This window comes from Flagellimonas lutaonensis, from assembly GCF_000963865.1.
Lineage (GTDB): Bacteria > Bacteroidota > Bacteroidia > Flavobacteriales > Flavobacteriaceae > Flagellimonas_A > Flagellimonas_A lutaonensis.
The window spans coordinates 1,877,104-1,895,966 of record NZ_CP011071.1 but is presented as its reverse complement, the minus strand read 5'-3'; the positions used below and the strand labels follow the sequence as shown (position 1 = coordinate 1,895,966).

The following is an 18,863-nucleotide window of genomic DNA, read 5'->3' as shown; positions in this document are numbered from 1 at the left end:
ACGGCTTGTTCCGTAATTAAATACGGTAAGTTTTCCTTGTACGTTTACCAGGTAAAATTATTTTAGTGAGAGTTCCATAAAATACACCAATGAGCCACAAATTTAATGACCTGTGGCGTTCATTTATATCATTTTGCAGGACTATGATATCATCTAACCAACCGCATCAACTAAATCCCATTTCTATGGTTTCATATCAAAATACACCTGCTTATGGACTTTCAATTATTAACTCAGCGACTAAAAAAAGAACTTGATGATATAAAACTTCAAAATAAGAGCATCCTTGAAAGGGCACACCGTTCCATTGGGCTCTGCCGTGATTCATTGAGCACGCTGAAAAAAGAGGTTCTGTCGCAAGGCTTCAAATCCATTCAAGACGAAATCCATTTTTTTAAAGTAACCAAACAAGTCCCTCTCGTTGAGTTAATCTACTATTCCGAAATCCATTCGTTTGAAATCCAGTTTCCGAAAATCGACTTAAAAAGTCAGCTTAAATCCATCAAAAAGAAAAGCAACAAACTCAATCGATTCTTTCTCTACAATCTGGACTTCGGAAGATACATTGAATCAGGGCAGACGCATTTTGACAAAGAATATTACACTCGTGATTATCTCAATGGGTATCATATCACACTTTCCAAATTCTATTTTCAAGACCCGGAATTTTGCACAGCACGAGATATGTTGCTCGGCAAGTACAATGCCTACAAGTCCCTAACCGAATACTTAGCGGATAAGCAAAAAAGATTGAAGAATGGGTTGAATGGAAATGAGATTTCCTTATCTAACACCGAAAAAATGCATTGGCCGTTCAGCAATACAGACTATGTGGAACTCATTTATGCGCTTCACGCCAAAGGGCTTGGCGCTAAAAACAATCTGAGTATTGTTAAAATTTCAGATTATTTGAGCCAGATTTTCGATGTTGAACCGAAAGACATCTATAAAACCTATCAAGACATCAAATACAGGAAAAAAAGCCGAACGCTTTTCCTTGATGAGCTGTCCACTTCCCTTCTTTCTGAAATGGATAAAAGCGAGAAATAGTAGAATCTACCAGCCGTTTATCCATCAAATCTAAATGTTAAAAAATTACCGTACTACGGTTGACCTACGGTGATTTGGTTTTCAGCCTATTTTGCATAAAATTTATTTCCTTTTGGGTGCAAGTTTCGGCATTAGGGCCATTAAACAGCACCAAATCAAACCAAATTTCAAGATGTTAAATTTTCACCGTAGTACGGTCGTACTGGGGAAGAAAATCCGATAATCCATATCAAATTTGTAGAACGAAAGTCAAATCAGGTCAGGGGCTATCAAATTAGTTGAAAGCAATGCGATAGTCCCTTTCTTTTAAACCGTTCTATTATGCCAACAAGCATTATCACCACAGACGACCTTCGGGAATTCAAAATGGAATTGCTCGATGACATTAAAAATCTATTGTCCAAACAAGCTTCTGGAAAAATCAAGAAATACCTTAAATCTTCCGAAGTAATGGATTTGCTTCAAGTGAGTCCGGGCACACTTCAAAACCTTCGCATCAATGGCACCTTGCCATACACTAAGGTAGGCGGAATCATCTATTATGATGCCGAGGAAATTCAAAAGGTAATGGATGCCAACCGTGTACACCACGGGTTAAATTCCTGAAACTATGAACTACATAAAGCTACTCAACGCGGCTTTTGAAACGTTCTATTTTGATGACCGCCTAAATCCTACCCATATCAGTCTGTATATGGCGCTGTTCCAAGAATGGAACAGCTGTCGCTTTATGGATGAGTTCTACGTAAACCGCAGGGAACTGATGCGCGTGGCCAAGATTGGGTCAAAATCTACCTATCACAGATGCATTACAGAACTTCACTCGTGGGATTATCTATCCTATTTCCCGTCCAACAATCCATACAAGGGCAGTAAAATCAAGATGTCCATTATCGGTACAAGTGATGAACCTGTTTCGGGACAGTACAATCCCATATTGGAACAGCTTGCGGAACAGTACTATCCCAGAGGTGTACCGCTTGAGGGACACCACCATCCCAAAAATGAACAGGCGGTGTACCGACACCGTCCCACAAATGGACAAGCATTGGTATCTAATACAAACAATATCAAACAGGAAAACTATATAAAACAGCCAAAGGACTGTCTGGCTGTCGTTGATTTTTTTAAAGAAAAGAATTTTGATAAAGCTGAAGCTGAAAAGTTTTATCAGCACTATGCTGACCGTTATTGGCAAACAGGAAATGGCGAACCAATTCGCGATTGGCGAGCTGTGGCCATCAATTGGATGGACAGAACCGAACTTTTTGAATTGGAAAACAAACCAAACAAAAAACGACCGTCCCAAATCAAGGACAACTTGCGAACCACTAAATCGAAAGACTATGGACAACCCCTCTAAAATCATAGAAGGCGGCGTGGAATACTCGCTGGGCAAATTTGATGGGAAAAGCGTACTGTATGATTTCTCGAAAATCCTGATTTATTTGAATGCCAAGGGCAAGTTACTGTTTGGTAAAAAGTTCAGGATTTATGATGAAGATAAACCCATTATTTTAAAGCTGTGCTCATATTTTATAAGAGATAAGGAAAACTGTGATAAATATGAAATTGATGTAGATAAAGGTATTTTACTCTCTGGACCAGTAGGATGCGGTAAGACCAGTTTGATGAAATTGCTGCGCCACATTGTGCCCTTGCAAAGACCTTACGAAATGATTCCCTGCCGAAATGTAACTTTCAGCTTCAATCACTTGGGTTTTAAAACCGTCGAGGAATATGGTAATACCAAATTCTACTGTTTTGACGATTTGGGTGTTGAACCTGCTGGCCGATTTTACGGTAAAGACCTCAATGTGATGGGTGAGGTTTTACTCTCTCGATACGAACTCTATCTCGACACCAAACGGAAAATAAAGACCCACGCCACCACCAATCTCAACGCCGAAGAACTGGAAGAACGCTATGGTAATCGGGTTCGTAGTCGGATGCGAGAATTGTTTAATTTGATTGCTTTTGATACAAAAGCTGTGGACAAAAGGAAGTAGTTTATTTTCGATTAAACTTTGTTACCGTTCATTATGACCCTTCCCTTCAAAAATTTTCGGTTTAGCTTTTTCGATCCTTGATGTTCTGGTCTTGGATTGCTTGGCTCCAGAAAAGTGAAGTAAATATCCTCTTTGCCTGCCTGGTGTTAGTTCGTAGAATGCTTTTTCAAATTCTGGTTCTGCATCAAAGGCATCTCTTAGTTCGTCCACCAATTCAAAATCAGATGTTTTTTTCATTTCGACTTCCAGACCTGCTTTTTCAACCTCGATGGCCTCGAAGATATACTCTTTAATAATCTTCCTTTGCTCCTCGATTTCTTCTAAATTCTTAAAACGAAGCTGTCGGGCAGCCTGGACATTTTCCGTCTGTTGAACCAAAATATTCTCGGTGTCCTTTAAAAGAGCACCTTTGTGGAATAGCAATGCGCAATACTCCTTGAACCCGTGAATGAGTACGATGTTGGAATCCTTGAAGGTATAGCAGGGATGCATCCACTTAAAATCCTCATCGAGTCCGCAGTCCAGACAAATTTTCCGTAGCAGTTTTGATTCCTCTTTCCATTTCTTGGCTTTTTCAATATATCGGTCAACTTTTTCCATAGTTAGGTTGATTTTTGTAATGAAACAATTTTCCTGCTGTCTGGCCTAAAATACCAAGATAGGATGGTTACGAGCAACAGCACAAGTGATGGCAAAGCCTCCGTAAAGGGTTCCCCGTTTGCAAAGTGTGAGACCGCGGCACCGGACATCGCAAAGAAAAAGCCAGCATAGGCCCATTCTTTAAGAAGCGAATATTTGGGTATCAAGATCGCGATGACCCCTAATATCTTCCAGATTCCCAAAACTGGTAATATGTACTTCGGGTATCCTAAATTCTGGATTATTTCGATATATCCGCCTATCTGAAGAAATTGTTGAACGCCACCAGCGGTCATTCCGAAGGCAAGGAAACCAGTTACTATCCAGTAGATTATTTTGTTCCGTTTTTTCATATGCCAATGTTCATTCTGATTTTAATATTTCCTCCATTCGATTGTGCGCCATATTGAGTCCCTGCTTAAATGGAAGCTTTAGGTTTTGGTCTCTGTGGTTTACGGATTGATAGATAACTTGTTGCTGTAGTTTGCTGGTAGTTTCTGTCAATTTCTCGAATTCGTAAATTTCAAGTTGAACGCCAAAAGGCATATTTTCCATTTCAAAAGTCCTTATGATTTTTTGATTTGTTATGAAGTCGTGTATCGAACCATTGAATCTGATTTTGTTGCCTTTAGAGTCAGTAGTTAAAAATTGGTAGCTTCCGTGTTTTTGGAAGTCGAACTGCAACACTTTGGTACCCATCCACTGCTCGATGAACTCTGGTTCGGTATATGCTTTAAATAGAAGTTCTACTGGTAGATCAAAGTCTCTTGTAATTAAAATCTCTTGCTTGCCTTCTTCAGCTATTACATTTGTTTTTTGTTCCATATTTATTTTGGTTGGTGTTTTTTCATTACTTCTTCAAGTTTATTAAATCTGTCGTCCCACAACTTTCTGAAAGGTTCAATGAATTCCGCTATTGCCTTCATTCTGTTTGGGTTGAGTTGATAATAAATTTCCCTGCCTTTCTGTTCCTGTTCTAAAATCTCACATTCAGTAAGGATCTGTATATGCTTAGAAATGGTTTGTCTGGAATAGTCAAAATTTTCGGCAATGGCAGATGGTGTCATCGCATTGGCGGCCACCAAAGTGATGATCGCCCTTCTTGTAGGGTCGGCAATGGCCTGGAAAACATCTCGTCTCAATTTCATTACGCAGTTATTTGACTGCAAATATAAACGCAGTTATTTGGTTGCGCAAATTTTTCAGCTTCAATTTGATTTTGGTTTTCTTAAATCAGCGATGAGAACCTTTGTCGCAAAAAACATCTCAGTTATTATTTCCTTTACACTTGAAACTACCTTGATAAATATTTCTTTCATAATTCTAATGTTATTATTAATGATAATATAATTGCGGCAATGAGCCCAGCGTGTGTATAATTTGAAATGTAACGCCTCTCATCTTCATTACTCAGAAACCCCAATTCCAATAGAACGGATGGCATAAAGTCCGTAGTTTCCCGAAGCACTTGAAAATTGGCAAACTTTACGCCTCTACTTTCAAATCCCAACTTCTCATTCAGGTCAGCTTGCAATTGAAAGCCAAACCAAGTTGCTTCATCCAAAAATCTCGAACTTTGATTGGACACATAGACTTCTACACCTCTTGCATCTGGATTATCGGAATGATTGCAATGTAGGGAAAGGAACAAATCTGCATTTAGACCTTTAGCCAGCTTGGCCCTATCACTTAAAGAAACTAAGGTATCGCTATAACGAGTTTGATAAATTTCCACAGTTTTATTGTGGTTTTTCTCGGCCAATTCCGAAATCGACCTTGCTATTTCCAAGGTTATACTCTTTTCCTTTAAGTTATTTACCCCAATCGCACCAGAATCATTTCCGCCGTGGCCAGGGTCAATTACGATAATTTTCTTTGCGTCCAAATCCTGCCCAAAAAGGATGCAACTTTTGAGAAGTAAAATCACAAAACTGACGTTTTTGAGCCACTTTTTCATTTTCAACTTTTAGGTTTTCAACAGTTCGGCTTCAAAATTCCATAGAATTTGATGCCAAATAACAGCAACGAAAACCAAACAATATCAAATAATATTTTATTCACATATATTTGATTTACAGTTATTTATGTTCAAATATATGTAAATTTCCCATAACGAAAATGAACCAAAATTTTAAACCCACTCGTTATGAAAAAAACATATTATTTGGCAGGCGTTCTTTCGCTCTTATCCACTTCGCTTTTTGCACAAATTGGTGGTATTGAAGATTCTGTCAACGATGTTTCCGACACCATCCGAACTATTTTCCCAATTATATTGGGTGTCATCTTTCTAATAGGTTTCCTGTTTAATGCAGGTCACTTCTTTGGTGAAAACGCAGACCTTAAAAAAGGGATTACCCGTGTATTGGTCTTTGTGCTAATTGCTGGTGCAGTCGTTGGAATCTTCACCTATCTAATAGGCATTGTAGTATAAGATGAAACGGTATGAAGTCTATAGAAATATGCGGAAACGTGCGGTCATCTTTGGCTTGCCCCTTTCCCTGTTTGCCTTGATGATGGTATCCATTTTGGCATCACTGCTCATTATCATCTTTTCCTTCAGCTTTGGCATTATCATCGGTTTAATGGTCTTTAATGGTAGTCTATATGTCGCTTTGACGAGAATCGCCAAAAGTCCTCAAATGTTTCAAGTGGGTAATCCCTTTCCAAAAATCATCAGCAACAAGCGTAATTCAGGTTTCGATTATGAATAAGATGAACCTGTCGGCATATCAACCCATTGCGGATATTCAGGATAATATCGTCTTTGCCAATAATGGTAATGTGGTGTTGTGCTATAAAGGGAATCTGCCTGAAATCTATTCCTTATCTGAAAGGGATTTTGAAGACATCCACGGTGCCTGGTTTCAGGCATTGAAATCATTACCAGTCGGGACGGTTGTCCATAAGCAGGATATCTACTTAAAGAAGTCCTATTCCTCAGAGCAACTGCCCAGCGAATCCTTTTTAGAAAAAGCTACCCATAACCATTTTAAAGGTCGAGGGTACATTGAGCACCAATGCTATCTATTCTTCATCCTGACCAAAAACAAGGCACTCAACAATCCAAAATATGTCAATCCATTCCGTAAGGTTTCCAAAGGGATTGTTCAGCAGATGGATGATAATATCAAGGTATTCGCCAATGCGGTAAGTGATTCGGTATCGTTCATCAACAACAGCCGAAAGATGCATTTTGTTCCGCTTCAAGCGGAAGAAATACAGCAGCTCACCACCAACTATTTCAACGGATTCAGCGAGGGATTTGATACCGATATCTTACTGGAAAAAAAGAACGTCACCATTGGTGACAATCATTTTAATGCCCTGGCCGTCAACAGCGAACTGTGCTTTGGCGAAAGTGTGCAGAGTAGCAAGACCAATGAGAAATTCACTTCTGACGATTTTGTGTTTCATCAAGGGTTTATTGATGGCCTTGGGCTGACGCTTAACGAGAACCACATCGTCAATCAAATCCTGTATTTAGATGACAAACAGAAATGGCGAAAGTTGCTCGATAAGAAAATCGAAGAACTCAATAAAAGTTCAAACTTCGGTTCACAGAATAAAGTAGTACTTGATAAAATTCAGCATATTCTTGACCAAATCAATGCAGATGATAATGCGCGTATCATTCGTGGGCATCTTAACGTGGTGTATTGGGCAAAAGACAAAAAGAGCCTCGATTCCATTACCTCAAAAATCAAGACTGAGTTTAAAGAACTGGATATCATCCCATACTATCCTCGCGGTGAAGAACGCAAAAATTACATATTGAACAGCTACTGCTGTTTCTCTTCCAACTTCTCGAATAATGATTTGTACGTAACAGACTTAAAGCACGCGCTTTGCCTGTTCATCAACAATAGCAATTACAAATCTGACGATACGGGAATCATCTTTAATGACCGAGAACATAACATTCCGGTTTTAAAGGATGTTTGGGATGAGCGTAAGAAACGCATCAAAGCACGGAACTTTGCCATTTTTGCGCCAACTGGCGAAGGCAAATCCTTTTTGGCCAATAACATCTTACGTCAATATTTTGAAAATGGTGTCCGGCTGGTCATAATTGACCTCGGTGGATCCTACACCAAATTTGCCAAGCTCTATCCTGAAAAGTACACGGTACTCCGCTATGAGAGCGGAAAGAACTTGGGTATCAATCCATTCTTTATCAGCGATAAAAATGACCTCACACCGGAACGGTTGGAAGACTTATCGGTTTTCCTTTTTGAACTGTTTGCATCAGATTTAAAAGTGACCAAAGCCCAATCGGTTTCGGTCAAAAAAATATTACGTCATTATTATGATAGCACTTCAGAAAACCATTCGCTGGAAGGTTTTTACAATTTTATAGAAAGGCATCAGAAGGATATCCTGGATGACCTAAAAATCCATCCCGACTACTTCAACTTGACGAGCTTTTTGCACGTAATGTCCGAGTACGTCGGTGATGGTCTATATAGTTTCCTCTTTGAGGTCAGCGAAGACCAGACCTATAAAATCGAGGACAAGCGATTGATTGTCTTTGAACTTGACGAAGTAAAGGACAATAAGGAAATCTTGTCCGTAATGCTCAAGCTCATCAAGTCCGCCATTCAAAGAACTATTTGGCGCAACCGCGCCGAAAAAGGGATTATTCTCTTCGATGAGTTTGCAAAACAACTGAAGTTTGATAACGTCCTTGAAAGTGTGGAATTCTATTACCAGGCCATCCGTAAACAGAATGGTGCTATCGGTATCATACTTCAATCTATTAATCAGCTGCCGAACAATTCCACATCGGCAAGTATTCTTGAAAACACACAGGTCATTTATAGTCTCAACAATGAAAAAGGCTATGACGAATTGGTTAAACGGCTCAATTTGTCCAGCCACGACCTGAACCAGTTAAAATCCATCAAAAACAACCTTTCCGGACAACGGAAGTACACCGAAATGTTCATCAAAATCGGGAAGGAAAGTAACATCTTCCGCTTGGAAGTTCCAAAGGAAGTATATGCAGCTTACTTGACCGATGGAAAGGAAAACGAAGAAATAATGAAGCTCTACAACGAGCATCACGATATGCAAAAAGCAATAATTCAATTCACATCAAAAACATAATGCTATGAAAACAAAAATCAAATCAATTCTATTTGGGTTGGCTATGACAGCAGCCCTTTTAATGCCCAGCGGTGCGACCGCTCAGGGAATGCCTGTTTATGACAACACCAACTTCATCAGCTTGGTAAAACAGCTATTGGAATCGGGTAAACAGACGGCAGAAATGATTAAGTCCGTAAAATTCCTGAAGGATGCCAAAGAGGCTATTGAAAAAGTATCGAGCGTTGTCCAACAGCTTAGGGCAGTTGAGGAAATCGCACAGAACAATCAGCGCCTTATCAATGTAATGCAAAATGACCTTCAGGATATTTTGAATTCGCCCTACATCAAACCCGAGGAAATTGACAGGGTTATGGGCTCTTTTGAAACCATTGTACAAAATTCACTGGACACGGTGGATTTTATAGACGAAGTTCTCTCAAGCGATTATCTCAAAATGAGTGATGCCGAACGCGCCGAAATCCTGAAAGCCAAGGAACTGGAATCGAAGCAGATGGTTTCCAGCATCACTATGAAAACAAAACGTTATCGTGATATTATTTCTTTCAGAAAGATGCAGGATAAAGTCAATAATCGAGAAACAGCGTATTAAAAATGACAGCGACCATACTTTTAGGAATTGGGCTGGAATACATCGATACGGTGTTCCAGACCATACAGGCCAGCGACTTTTCGCAATATACCATTGCCGGAATGAAAACGCTCGCTGTCCTATTTTTCTTGGTCAATATTCTTAAAAAATACAACGAAGGCGTTGCAGATAAAGACGGCTACACTTGGGGATTGAGTCCGGGTGAATTGGCAAAGAATTTTGCCATTGTGCTTTTGGTCATATTCTCAACGCAGGTATTAGGTTTTTTTGATGGGATATTAGTGGCCATCGAAGGTCAGTATCGAGGAACCGCACCAGCGTTACTACCCTTACAGATGCAGGATATACCATTAGAGGAAGATGTCAGTCTTTTTGATGCTGCAAGTTCGGCAATGACACTTTTGTACGAGGCGTTAGTAACACCGTTGTTTGGATTCAAAATTTTGGCCTTCATATTAAGTACCATACTCTGGATATTGGATTTGTTCATCTATCCGCTATTCTTGGCAGAACGTTTTTTCCTTTTGGGAATAATGCAAGCCTTTTTTCCTTTGGTCATTAGTTTGGCAGTTTTTGAAAAATTCCGTTCGCTCGCCTATACCTTCTTTAAATTGTACGCTGCCGTTTATATGCTCGTGCCAGCCTTTTTCCTGGTCAATGTATTTGTCAATGCCATTTATACGGAAATCAACACCAATTTCTGGGTAAACCTGTTCGGAACCGATACAGGTCAGGGCTTTTTTGCGCCTGTAGTTCAACTGGGCTCAGTTGGCTTTATCGTGTTCCTGAAATTCAAATTGTACAGACGTGCTACCTCTTTCACCCTAAGATTATTTACCAACTAATTCCATTCAGAATGAAAACACCTTATAAAAACATATACAACGTCCTAAAGCTAAATCGGTTTATTGTTTTGGCGGTCGTCATTTGTGCGCTGCTATCCAGCACTTTTTCAGTTTGGATGGTATTCAACACAAATCAGAAGGCGCTCAACAGCGCCTTTGCAATCAATACTGATGGCAGTATCATTCCGCTAAAGCTGGTTACGCAAAAGGAAAATTTCAGGGTCGAAGCTTTGGCGCATTTGGAACTGTTCCATAACTACTTCTATAACATTGATGCCAGCAACTACGAACGCAATTTGGAAAAAGCACTGTGGTTGGGCAATAGTTCCGTGGACAATCTGTACCGTCAGAAAAAAGCGGATGGCGTGTATAATCGCCTATTGCAATATTCTTTGGTGCAGAAGGTATTGAGCATCGATTCGAGGATTTCAGAAAACAACGGCACGTATAGTTTTACGACCACTACGATTTTCGAAATTAATAGAGGTTCCATTATTGACACTTACGAACTGGTTTCTACCGGAAACTTGATTATGGTGGACAGAAACTTTCCCAACAATCCACACGGATTGTTGGTTACCAATTATTTTGAAAACACTTTAAGAAAAATAGATTATGAAAGTAGAAAAGAATAAAATCATTTTCGCTGGTGTACTCGCCATCATTTTCCTCTTCCTTATCTCATATTCAGTGATGCTTATGGAAGATGAGGATAATGATGAAGACACCTTGCAACAGACGCTTGTTCCTGAACTGGAAGATGACCAAAAGGAATACGATTCCAAACTCGATGCCATAAACGATCTCAAGGAAGTGCGTGAAAGCACCGCACCAAGCATTTACGATGAAAAGCTCTTGGATTCTACGGGACTGTACAATCCCGATTTGCCCGAACAAAAAAAGCAACGCATTGTGGATAGCATTTACAAGGCTGGCAAGATTAAGTATTCCGAAAAACGCTACCAGCATTTGGGACAAAAGCGAGTTGTTCAGCAAACAACGCCAAAGGTGGATTCTGCTGAAGTTAAAAGAGAACAAAAAATTGAAGCCAAGGAATTGGGTCTGGAACATCAACTGTTCTTTGCTGCCTCGCCCAAGCCCAATGAAGTTTCAATTATCGGTAATACTGATGAAACGATTTATGTAGTTGTAGATGGTGACCAAATTGTTCAAGCGAATACCCGATTGCGGATGCGCCTAATCAAATCGGCTACTATCAATGGTAAACTGATGCCAAAGAACACACCAGTTTTCGGCTTTATCAGTTTTCAGCCCAATCGTGCTTTAATTGAAATTGAGAATATTAAACACCATCCCACCAAACTAAAAGCCTTCGATTTGCAAGATGGTAGCGAGGGTATCTATGTTGAAAACAACTTTAGGGAAGAGGTAACCAGAGAGGTATTTGATGATGTTATTGGTGACATTAATATTCCCAGCGTACCGCAAGTAGGCGGACTTACACAAGTATTTAGGCGTTCTAACCGCAGGGTAAAAGTAACCGTCCTGAACAATTACAGATTAATTCTAAAACCGAAACTATGAGACGATATAATTATATATTCACAATGGCATTTGTTTTCGCTTTCGCGAAAGCGAACGCACAAACCACCCACTTACTTGATACCATATATGCAAACGACACCAAGAATGTTGCACTATTTTTCCCAGAACCTATTCGGCAAGGTATAACCGGTTCAGATAATTTTGTCTTTACCTACAATCGTGAGAAAGAACAGTATTTCGGCCTGTTACAAGCCAAGCCAGGAAAGGAAAGTAATTTGCTGGTAGTCAACCGAAATGGCTCGATTTTTGCGTATATTGTAAGGTATAAAAAACAGCTTTCTAAGCTCAATTATTTTATTCCGATATCAAGTAGTATCGGGAATGAAAAACCGATTGTTACCGATTCAATTCTTGCTGAATCTTCTGAAGAGCGTGTAGATAACAGAACATACCATTACCAAAAATTCTGCGCATACCTTCTCAATAGGAAACAGCGCATTGGACGAATCAAAAAGCGAAATGAAGGCATTGTTTTAAGTGTTGAGAATATTGTTTTCGATAAAGAAGAACTGTACTTCGTCATCCAGATTGAGAATAATTCTACTTTGGATTACGATTTGAATTTCTTGAACCTTTCGATTGAAACACGACAAAAAGGAAAAAGAAAGTCATTGCAACGCCTGTATCAAGAACCGATATACAAACATAAATTGCCTTCAAAAATTGTGGAAGGCCAAATGCTACGGTTTGTTTATGTGTTGCCCAAGTTCTCGTTATCCAATTATCGTAGGGCTGTTTTAGAACTAAACGAAAAAGATGGTGAACGAAATATCGAAATGAGACTATCGCACAGATATATTAATAACCCAAATTAAAGTCATTATGAAAAATATTGTTGTTTTCTTACTTGTAGTGCTGTTCCTCTCTTGTGCCGATTCTAAAACTAAAGTTTCAGGACCAAGTGCCACAGCCCAAGTTGTTATCGAAAGCTTTTATGAAAAGGATGAAGAAACCTTAAAGGCTAACTCAACGCCACAGGCGTATTCAAACTATATGAATACCATAAATATGTTCAACGCTACACCAAAGGAAGATTCCAACTTTACTGTTTTGCAGGATACAATTATGGGTGATGTGGCTTGGGTAAAATATACAACAGCTTACGACAAAACGCCTGGTCTTTTTAAGTTGGTTAAACAAGATGGTAAATGGCTGGCAGATGCAAGAGGTTCAAAGGATAAGTCGCCTTTTTGATGAAAGTTAGTTGTTAGTGTTTCGGTAGTTTAACTTCCCAATATCCTCTCGTTCCACCCACACGCCCTATATATCCAGCATCCTTTAAATTATTAAGGTGTTTCTGAATTGCAGATTCATTGATATGTAAAACTTCAGCTATACCCGAGCGACTTATCCGATTATCTTGAGCAATTAACTTCAAAACTTCTTTTTGCCTATGAGTTAATTCAGAAATAGCCTCGATATCCTTTTCGATTTGACCACCTATTTGACCACCTTTTAGACCACCCATTACACCACCTATTTGACCACCTTTTGCACCACCATCTTCAACAGTAGTTTCTTTAGCTACAAAAGTCATTCTAAGAAAGTTGTCAGAAAAGCTAAAGTTCTCTTTGCCATAATGTTCCAAAATACGAGGAATGCCCGAACCTAATTGTTCTACCAGTTCCAAGTCCTTGAAAATTCGCATCAGTTCTTTGTTGCGTGGCACGGAAAAGCCCTCAAAAAACTCTTGCTTGCTCAAACCTTCAGGAAGTCCGCCAGCCGAAGTAATCTCAATCCTATCCACAAAGATTTCAAACTTTGGGGTAATCTCATTGGTATAGTCATTATGTACAAAGGCATTGATAATTGCTTCACGCAAAGCGATAGGATTCCAAAGATTGGTCTGTTGCCGTTCTTTAGGGGTTATCTTGGTTGTGGTTCTATTTTCTACCGCAATCTTATCGATAACCTGCTTGGTCGCTTTAACCAAACATTCGTGGCCATATTCGTTGCTTTCAATAAGGTCTGTACGTGTCTTCCCTGAATACTTGGCAACCTTGATTGAGGTATTGTTCTTATCGGCCAAAAGATAACCGGCGTAATTGAATGCGCCATCCTCGGTAAGCAGTTCCAGATTCTTTGCAAAGGCTTTACCAAGATTATAGCCAGCTTCTTCGTAGTAGATTTTCAACTGGCCAAAGCTCAGGTCTTGTCGTCCAGCCTTAATTTTGCTGATGGAATTTCGAGTGCGCTTGGCAAAGAGCTCGTCTATCATCTTTTGGGACATTGGCTCTACAGATGAGCCGATGCGGATGAAACAACCCTTTTCGCTCATCCCATATTTTTTGAGATGATAGGGTTTTTCGGGACCACTGGCCACGATAATTTTAAGAACATCCTTATCATCCCGTTCTTCACTCACAATGTCAAACAGTCCCAATGCAGAAGGTCGGATGTTGTTCTTTAGCCTATCCTTAATCTTAAGTTGGTCGCCGTCCGGGTCTGCCAAACCGTAAACATTTTCATTCTTGTCAATACCGATATAGAGAATACCACCCTCCCGATAGTTCAAAAAAGCAATGACTTCTTTTTCAAGTCCATCGGACAGTTCTCGTTTGTATTCTATACGGTTTGTTTCTGGCATTCATTAAGGTAAATTAGGGGGATAAAGATAGTGATATTAAATTGTGGCATTTAGCAAAAAACAGATATAATAGGATTGCGGTGATTTAATATGAAAGAAAATATTTGTTAAAACTAAACTGAAATGAACTGTTAAAATCCACAAAATGTTAATTAACTTTAGCGATTTTAATAACCTATCTTTTTATGAATAAAGGCGCAAAATTTTATCGATGTGATTTCCAAGTACACAGCCCTCGTGATATTGCTTGGACAGGTTCACGTTTTGGTGTAAGTGAAGAGCAAGTAGAAGGCTTAACTCAAGAAGATAAACAGCAAATTGATGATAACCGAAATCAATTTTGTAAGGAATATTTAGATAAGATAAGCAGTGCAGGAATTGACGCCATCGCTATGACAGACCATCACGATGTAGTTTTTGTCCAGCACTTAAGAAGAGTCGCCATAGAGCAGAATGAGATACACGAGATAATGGGCGAGCCAGAGAAAAAAGTTACGGTTTTCCCAGGCATTGAACTCAGCCTATCCAATCCTGCAAGTCAGGCCATTATTATTTTTGATGCAGATTTCGAGGACACCCATCTCAACTCAGTCCTTAATTTTCTTGGGATACAACCTACAGACGCTTATGATAGACAAACGGTTCAAACCCAGAGAATTTCCCAAGAGGTAATCAACAACCTTCCCCAGCTTCATAAAATTTTAGATGAAGTAAGTTATTGTAAAGGTAGGTACATTGTACTTCCTAATGTTGGGAAAGGTGGCCAACATTCCATAATACGTCAAGGCTTCCAAGAACACTACGTTAAAATGCCTTGCGTTGGCGGTTATGTTGATAAGGAAATATCACAGGAATCCGGTTATCAAAATAAAATTAACGGTGGGGATGCCAACTACGGAAACAAAAGCATAGGTCTTGTATCTACTTCAGATAATAGGTACGAGGACGGTCGTGAGTTTGGAAAATATTCTACTTGGGTTAAATGGGCAGAACCAACTGCAGAAGCTATTCGGCAGGCCTGTTTGGCCAAAGAATCCAGAATTTCTCAGAATGAGCCAGAAATGCCTCAAATATTTATTGAATCGCTGGACGTTACAAATTCTAAATTTCTGGGTGGTTTCAATATCAACTTCAATCAACAATATAACGCATTGATTGGTGGAAGAGGAACTGGCAAGTCAACTATTTTAGAATACATACGATGGGGATTGTGTGACCAAACGGTTAAAATAGGCAACTATCAAGAATTGGATATTATTCAGAACCGAAGAGATACGCTAATAAGGAAAACGTTGACAGCCGTTGAGGGTGAAGTAAGAATTACGATGGTGAAAAATGATGTCCGCCACATCGTTAAAAGAAATTCTGCCAGCAGAGAAATACTTTTGAAAATTGGTGATGGTGAATTTCAAAAAGTTAGTGAAGAAGATATCCGGAAAGTACTGCCAATACAATCATATAGCCAAAAACAACTTAGTGATGTTGGTGTAAAGACAGAAGAACTAAAGCGGTTTATAGAGCAGCCTATTAAGAGCAGCTTAGAGCGTACTTCTTACAATTTAGACGAAACAAATCTAAAACTCAAAACTGCTTACAATCAATTAGTACGCAAAAAGAAAGTGCAGAGTGAGATAGCAAATTTCAATATTGAAGGTAGTTCTATAAAGGGCCAAGTTAAAGGTATTCGAGAGTCTTTAAAAGGGATTTCGGAAGCTGACCAAAAAACCATTAACAAAAAATCAAAATTTGAGTTAGAGAAGACAATTATAGAAAATACTGAATCTGAACTATCGCTTTTTGAGTCTAAAGCTGATGAGCTTCTTGAGCTTTTAAAATTATACCCAGAACCTATTGAACCTCAAATTGATAACATAGAGAACAAGGATTTGATAGAAAATCTTAATACAGAGGTCAAAGCAAAATTCAAAAACATCAATGAAGCTGTTCAAAATTTGAAGGATATTTTCAATGAAAGTGGATTAAAGCGGTACACTGAAATTGTAGAAGAATGGGGGAAAAAGCAAGCGCAGTTTGATAGTGAATATGAGGCTGCCAAGGGGAAATCCATAGCAAGTCAAGAACAACTGACGAATATTAAAAAACTCGAAGACCGTCTGGCAGAGATTAATAGTTTAGTTGCCGATAGGAAATCAGTATTAAAAGAGCTTGGAAATCCAGAAAACGACTATAACGCCCATAAAGAAGAATGGAAGGATCTACACTTGGAAAAAGTTCAGGTATTAAATGATCAGGCAACAAATTTCACCGACTTATCAAATAACCTAATCAAAGCAGTAGTTACCAAAAATATCAATCTTGCTAATTTCAAGGAAAAATTACGTTCTATTCTTGAAGGAACGAGAATCAGAGAAGAGCGAGTAGATGCACTAATAGCACATATCCGCAGCAAAGCTGACCCAATTTCTGAATTTATAGCGGTCTCGGAAGAATTAAGATTATTGGCAGAATTTAAACTTGACGAAGAGAATCCAGAAGAATTACCATCTACACCAATCTTGGACACAACCGGATTCACCGAAGACCACAAATTAAAGATACAATCCAAAATCACAACCGATGACTGGCTACAATTGACAGCAACAGAATTAGAATTTGACCCTGAATTCTTTTATACAACAAATAACGAACTTGGCGATGAAATCCCCTTTCGAGATGCATCAGCTGGGCAGCAGGCTACGGCACTACTTACAGTATTACTCAACCAGCCCGGAATACCTTTACTAATCGACCAACCCGAAGATGACATTGACAATAGAGCCATTGATGCAATAATCCAAAATATCTGGAATGCCAAAAAGAAAAGGCAATTGGTTTTTACGAGCCATAATGCCAATTTGGTAGTTAACGGTGATGCCGAATTAGTGATTTGCTGCGATTATAAAGACGCCAGTTCACAAACAAGAGGGATTATCAAAGCTGAAGGTGCTATTGACACCAAAGAGATTAAAAACGAAATTACATCTGTAATGGAAGGTGGCGAAAAGGCGTTCAGGCTTAGAAAAGATAAATATGGATTTTAGTTGAATATCGACCTCGCCTCATCATAAACCCGCTCAAAATTTGCTCTTAAATCCGCATCAGAATATCGTTTTGTGCTCTGTGGAAGTTGCCTTTCGATTTTTGATAATTTGAACCGCACTTTCTTGTCCTTTCCATCAGCGAACGTGACAAACTCACCTTGCTTTAATCTGAAGAAAATATCTGCCCTTCTTTTGGAAACCTCTCTTTCGCCTTTTGTGATTCTGGTATCCGTTTTAAAGATGTTGGCGGCTTTGCTCACGCTTTTCGTAGGGTTTTTAATGATTTCAAAGAAGCGTTCATAATATTTAGCGGTGTCTGGGTCGTTGACCTTGCCAAAGAATTGATAGGAAAGATTGCTCAGAATGGCCTTGCTTGCCTTATCACCATACATCATATCGTTTTGGATTTTGTCCTGCATCACATAAATGGTGGCGATGTCATAGCTTCTTAACGTTGCCGGAATGCGGTGCATATTCAGTAGCCGGATTGTTGGTGCTTCTTCCATTAGTAAGAAAGAGGGCTGGGAATTTCGCACGCTCATTTGTTTGGTAATGGTGTGGATTATGGTAGCGATAACAGGTGAATAAGAGGTCTCAAACTTTGGATTGTTTACTACCGAAATGACCGCTGGATTTTCTGTGCTATTGATATTCAACGGCACTTCATCTGCGGACAATGCCATAAAAATGCGTTGGGTACTGATCCGTTTGAGCGCATTGGCCAAGGTACTTTTAACACCTGCGGTCTGTCTTTCAGAGTCTTTTCCGCTAATGAATGCATCTGCCATTGCTCTCGATGTTGTGTTAGTTTCCAGAAACTGGACCAGGCTATCCGTATCGAGCATTTGATAAATGGCAATCAAATGAGGTAAGGTGCAGAACTGTGTGTAATCTGTTTTGAGCTTCCAAATCAAACCACCAATCAGACCTTCTGCAGCATCATTGAAGAATTTGGTTGTTCCTGTTGTTCCAGATTCCCGCTGTTCAGAAAGGTTTTCAATGAGCACCCTCGATACTTCGTTGACGCTTTCCTCATTTTCCAAATATCGAGATGCTATAGGATTGACCCGATGGATAATCCTGTCAAACGAAATGACCCTCATAGGAATGTCGCTATCGGCAAAAAGCGGATATGCCATTTCCGTAAGTTCAAAATCCTTGTAGTCGTGTATAACACCGCAAAATCCGTTTTCACGAAAGTGTTTTAAAAATCCATAAACCACACTTTCGGTTTTCCCGCTTCCTGCTGATCCGATGACGGATGCGCCGCGTTTTACATTGTCAATTTTGAATGTTCCCGATTTGGTCAAGAATTTTACCTGATATCGTTTATCTATTTTTTCCGTTGGTTCACCATTGTAAAAAGTATAGAGAAGTATGGCCACCGACAGGACAGGCACAACGATATATATCATTATTTGTACC

21 protein-coding genes are annotated in these 18,863 nt (G+C 39.3%); 14 read left to right on the top strand and 7 right to left on the bottom strand.

The genetic code is table 11. From position 1 onward, the window contains the following. Positions 1–213: 213 nt before the first annotated feature. From VC82_RS08875 to VC82_RS08860, 4 genes are all read left to right on the top strand, one after another. A complete protein-coding gene (locus tag VC82_RS08875; RefSeq protein WP_045802063.1) occupies positions 214–1,050 on the top strand; it encodes an RteC domain-containing protein in 837 nt (278 codons plus the stop codon). A gap of 321 nt (positions 1,051–1,371) precedes the next feature. Continuing rightward, on the top strand, positions 1,372–1,656 hold the full coding sequence (locus tag VC82_RS08870) for a helix-turn-helix domain-containing protein (protein ID WP_045802062.1): 285 nt from the start codon (positions 1,372–1,374) through the stop codon (positions 1,654–1,656). Positions 1,657–1,660: 4 nt separating this feature from the next. Beyond that, a complete protein-coding gene (locus VC82_RS08865; RefSeq protein ID WP_045802061.1) occupies positions 1,661–2,413 on the top strand; it encodes a hypothetical protein in 753 nt (250 codons plus the stop codon). After that, positions 2,397–3,059, top strand: a complete 663-nt coding sequence (locus tag VC82_RS08860) for an ATPase (RefSeq protein ID WP_045802060.1) — start codon at positions 2,397–2,399, stop codon at positions 3,057–3,059. The genes VC82_RS08865 and VC82_RS08860 overlap by 17 nt, the downstream gene beginning before the upstream one ends. Before the next feature lie 21 nt (positions 3,060–3,080). On the opposite strand, the gene VC82_RS08855 is transcribed toward VC82_RS08860, so the two are convergent. From VC82_RS08855 to VC82_RS08835, 5 genes are all read right to left on the bottom strand, one after another. Continuing rightward, positions 3,081–3,659 (bottom strand): YdeI/OmpD-associated family protein, encoded by a 579-nt coding sequence (locus tag VC82_RS08855; protein ID WP_045802059.1) that lies wholly within the window; start codon positions 3,657–3,659, stop codon positions 3,081–3,083. Between the two features lie 2 nt (positions 3,660–3,661). Then, positions 3,662–4,051 carry a DoxX family protein gene (locus VC82_RS08850; protein ID WP_045802058.1) on the bottom strand — a complete coding sequence of 130 codons (390 nt, stop codon included), beginning with the start codon at positions 4,049–4,051 and terminating at the stop codon, positions 3,662–3,664. A 10-nt stretch (positions 4,052–4,061) separates the two neighbouring features. Then, complete coding sequence (locus VC82_RS08845) at positions 4,062–4,523, bottom strand: SRPBCC domain-containing protein (protein ID WP_045802057.1); 462 nt, start codon at positions 4,521–4,523, stop codon at positions 4,062–4,064. Between the two features lie 2 nt (positions 4,524–4,525). Then, positions 4,526–4,846 (bottom strand): ArsR/SmtB family transcription factor, encoded by a 321-nt coding sequence (locus VC82_RS08840; protein ID WP_045802056.1) that lies wholly within the window; start codon positions 4,844–4,846, stop codon positions 4,526–4,528. A gap of 167 nt (positions 4,847–5,013) precedes the next feature. Next, the gene (locus tag VC82_RS08835) at positions 5,014–5,655 is read right to left on the bottom strand and encodes an N-acetylmuramoyl-L-alanine amidase family protein (RefSeq protein ID WP_045802055.1); all 642 of its coding nucleotides are present in this window, start codon (positions 5,653–5,655) and stop codon (positions 5,014–5,016) included. A 189-nt stretch (positions 5,656–5,844) separates the two neighbouring features. Here VC82_RS08835 and VC82_RS08830 point away from each other — a divergent pair, with 189 nt between their 5' ends. Genes VC82_RS08830 through VC82_RS08790 form a run of 9 tightly spaced genes read left to right on the top strand, consistent with a single transcriptional unit; the run spans position 5,845 to position 13,004 of the window. Beyond that, positions 5,845–6,132 (top strand): hypothetical protein, encoded by a 288-nt coding sequence (locus VC82_RS08830; protein ID WP_045802054.1) that lies wholly within the window; start codon positions 5,845–5,847, stop codon positions 6,130–6,132. A gap of 1 nt (position 6,133) precedes the next feature. Further along, the gene (locus VC82_RS08825) at positions 6,134–6,412 is read left to right on the top strand and encodes a hypothetical protein (RefSeq protein WP_045802053.1); all 279 of its coding nucleotides are present in this window, start codon (positions 6,134–6,136) and stop codon (positions 6,410–6,412) included. Next, on the top strand, positions 6,405–8,807 hold the full coding sequence (locus VC82_RS08820) for a TraG family conjugative transposon ATPase (protein ID WP_045802052.1): 2,403 nt from the start codon (positions 6,405–6,407) through the stop codon (positions 8,805–8,807). Before VC82_RS08825 ends, VC82_RS08820 begins: the two co-directional genes overlap by 8 nt. 4 nt (positions 8,808–8,811) lie before the next feature. After that, the gene (locus tag VC82_RS08815; protein WP_045802051.1) at positions 8,812–9,399 is read left to right on the top strand and encodes a hypothetical protein; all 588 of its coding nucleotides are present in this window, start codon (positions 8,812–8,814) and stop codon (positions 9,397–9,399) included. Positions 9,400–9,401: 2 nt separating this feature from the next. Then, complete coding sequence (locus VC82_RS08810; RefSeq protein WP_045802050.1) at positions 9,402–10,244, top strand: hypothetical protein; 843 nt, start codon at positions 9,402–9,404, stop codon at positions 10,242–10,244. A gap of 11 nt (positions 10,245–10,255) precedes the next feature. After that, positions 10,256–10,879 carry a conjugal transfer protein TraK gene (locus VC82_RS08805; protein ID WP_045802049.1) on the top strand — a complete coding sequence of 208 codons (624 nt, stop codon included), beginning with the start codon at positions 10,256–10,258 and terminating at the stop codon, positions 10,877–10,879. Beyond that, positions 10,860–11,789, top strand: a complete 930-nt coding sequence (gene traM, locus VC82_RS08800; RefSeq protein ID WP_045802048.1) for a conjugative transposon protein TraM — start codon at positions 10,860–10,862, stop codon at positions 11,787–11,789. Before VC82_RS08805 ends, traM begins: the two co-directional genes overlap by 20 nt. Before the next feature lie 23 nt (positions 11,790–11,812). Beyond that, complete coding sequence (locus tag VC82_RS08795) at positions 11,813–12,625, top strand: DUF4138 domain-containing protein (RefSeq protein WP_245616020.1); 813 nt, start codon at positions 11,813–11,815, stop codon at positions 12,623–12,625. A 7-nt stretch (positions 12,626–12,632) separates the two neighbouring features. After that, a complete protein-coding gene (locus VC82_RS08790) occupies positions 12,633–13,004 on the top strand; it encodes a hypothetical protein (RefSeq protein WP_045802046.1) in 372 nt (123 codons plus the stop codon). Between the two features lie 13 nt (positions 13,005–13,017). Here the strand turns inward: VC82_RS08790 and VC82_RS08785 are convergent, their stop codons facing one another. After that, positions 13,018–14,397: an RNA-binding domain-containing protein gene (locus VC82_RS08785; RefSeq protein ID WP_045802045.1), complete on the bottom strand. Its 1,380-nt coding sequence runs from the start codon at positions 14,395–14,397 to the stop codon at positions 13,018–13,020. A gap of 185 nt (positions 14,398–14,582) precedes the next feature. On the opposite strand from VC82_RS08785, the gene VC82_RS08780 reads away from it, so the two are divergent. Further along, the gene (locus VC82_RS08780; RefSeq protein ID WP_045802044.1) at positions 14,583–17,438 is read left to right on the top strand and encodes a TrlF family AAA-like ATPase; all 2,856 of its coding nucleotides are present in this window, start codon (positions 14,583–14,585) and stop codon (positions 17,436–17,438) included. Here the strand turns inward: VC82_RS08780 and VC82_RS08775 are convergent. Further along, a complete protein-coding gene (locus VC82_RS08775; protein WP_052699091.1) occupies positions 17,435–18,853 on the bottom strand; it encodes a type IV secretory system conjugative DNA transfer family protein in 1,419 nt (472 codons plus the stop codon). The two genes, VC82_RS08780 and VC82_RS08775, sit on opposite strands and share 4 nt — an antisense overlap. Positions 18,854–18,863 lie beyond the last annotated feature (10 nt).

Excerpts from the sequence above, each read along its gene's own strand:
- VC82_RS08875 (WP_045802063.1), top strand. The coding sequence starts at position 214 with ATGGACTTTCAATTATTAACTCAGCGACTAAAAAAAGAACTTGATGAT.
- VC82_RS08870 (WP_045802062.1), top strand. The coding sequence starts at position 1,372 with ATGCCAACAAGCATTATCACCACAGACGACCTTCGGGAATTCAAAATG.
- VC82_RS08865 (WP_045802061.1), top strand. The coding sequence starts at position 1,661 with ATGAACTACATAAAGCTACTCAACGCGGCTTTTGAAACGTTCTATTTT.
- VC82_RS08860 (WP_045802060.1), top strand. The coding sequence starts at position 2,397 with ATGGACAACCCCTCTAAAATCATAGAAGGCGGCGTGGAATACTCGCTG.
- VC82_RS08855 (WP_045802059.1), bottom strand. The coding sequence starts at position 3,659 with ATGGAAAAAGTTGACCGATATATTGAAAAAGCCAAGAAATGGAAAGAG.
- VC82_RS08850 (WP_045802058.1), bottom strand. The coding sequence starts at position 4,051 with ATGAAAAAACGGAACAAAATAATCTACTGGATAGTAACTGGTTTCCTT.
- VC82_RS08845 (WP_045802057.1), bottom strand. The coding sequence starts at position 4,523 with ATGGAACAAAAAACAAATGTAATAGCTGAAGAAGGCAAGCAAGAGATT.
- VC82_RS08840 (WP_045802056.1), bottom strand. The coding sequence starts at position 4,846 with ATGAAATTGAGACGAGATGTTTTCCAGGCCATTGCCGACCCTACAAGA.
- VC82_RS08835 (WP_045802055.1), bottom strand. The coding sequence starts at position 5,655 with ATGAAAAAGTGGCTCAAAAACGTCAGTTTTGTGATTTTACTTCTCAAA.
- VC82_RS08830 (WP_045802054.1), top strand. The coding sequence starts at position 5,845 with ATGAAAAAAACATATTATTTGGCAGGCGTTCTTTCGCTCTTATCCACT.
- VC82_RS08825 (WP_045802053.1), top strand. The coding sequence starts at position 6,134 with ATGAAACGGTATGAAGTCTATAGAAATATGCGGAAACGTGCGGTCATC.
- VC82_RS08820 (WP_045802052.1), top strand. The coding sequence starts at position 6,405 with ATGAATAAGATGAACCTGTCGGCATATCAACCCATTGCGGATATTCAG.
- VC82_RS08815 (WP_045802051.1), top strand. The coding sequence starts at position 8,812 with ATGAAAACAAAAATCAAATCAATTCTATTTGGGTTGGCTATGACAGCA.
- VC82_RS08810 (WP_045802050.1), top strand. The coding sequence starts at position 9,402 with ATGACAGCGACCATACTTTTAGGAATTGGGCTGGAATACATCGATACG.
- VC82_RS08805 (WP_045802049.1), top strand. The coding sequence starts at position 10,256 with ATGAAAACACCTTATAAAAACATATACAACGTCCTAAAGCTAAATCGG.
- traM (WP_045802048.1), top strand. The coding sequence starts at position 10,860 with ATGAAAGTAGAAAAGAATAAAATCATTTTCGCTGGTGTACTCGCCATC.
- VC82_RS08795 (WP_245616020.1), top strand. The coding sequence starts at position 11,813 with ATGGCATTTGTTTTCGCTTTCGCGAAAGCGAACGCACAAACCACCCAC.
- VC82_RS08790 (WP_045802046.1), top strand. The coding sequence starts at position 12,633 with ATGAAAAATATTGTTGTTTTCTTACTTGTAGTGCTGTTCCTCTCTTGT.
- VC82_RS08785 (WP_045802045.1), bottom strand. The coding sequence starts at position 14,397 with ATGCCAGAAACAAACCGTATAGAATACAAACGAGAACTGTCCGATGGA.
- VC82_RS08780 (WP_045802044.1), top strand. The coding sequence starts at position 14,583 with ATGAATAAAGGCGCAAAATTTTATCGATGTGATTTCCAAGTACACAGC.
- VC82_RS08775 (WP_052699091.1), bottom strand. The coding sequence starts at position 18,853 with ATGATATATATCGTTGTGCCTGTCCTGTCGGTGGCCATACTTCTCTAT.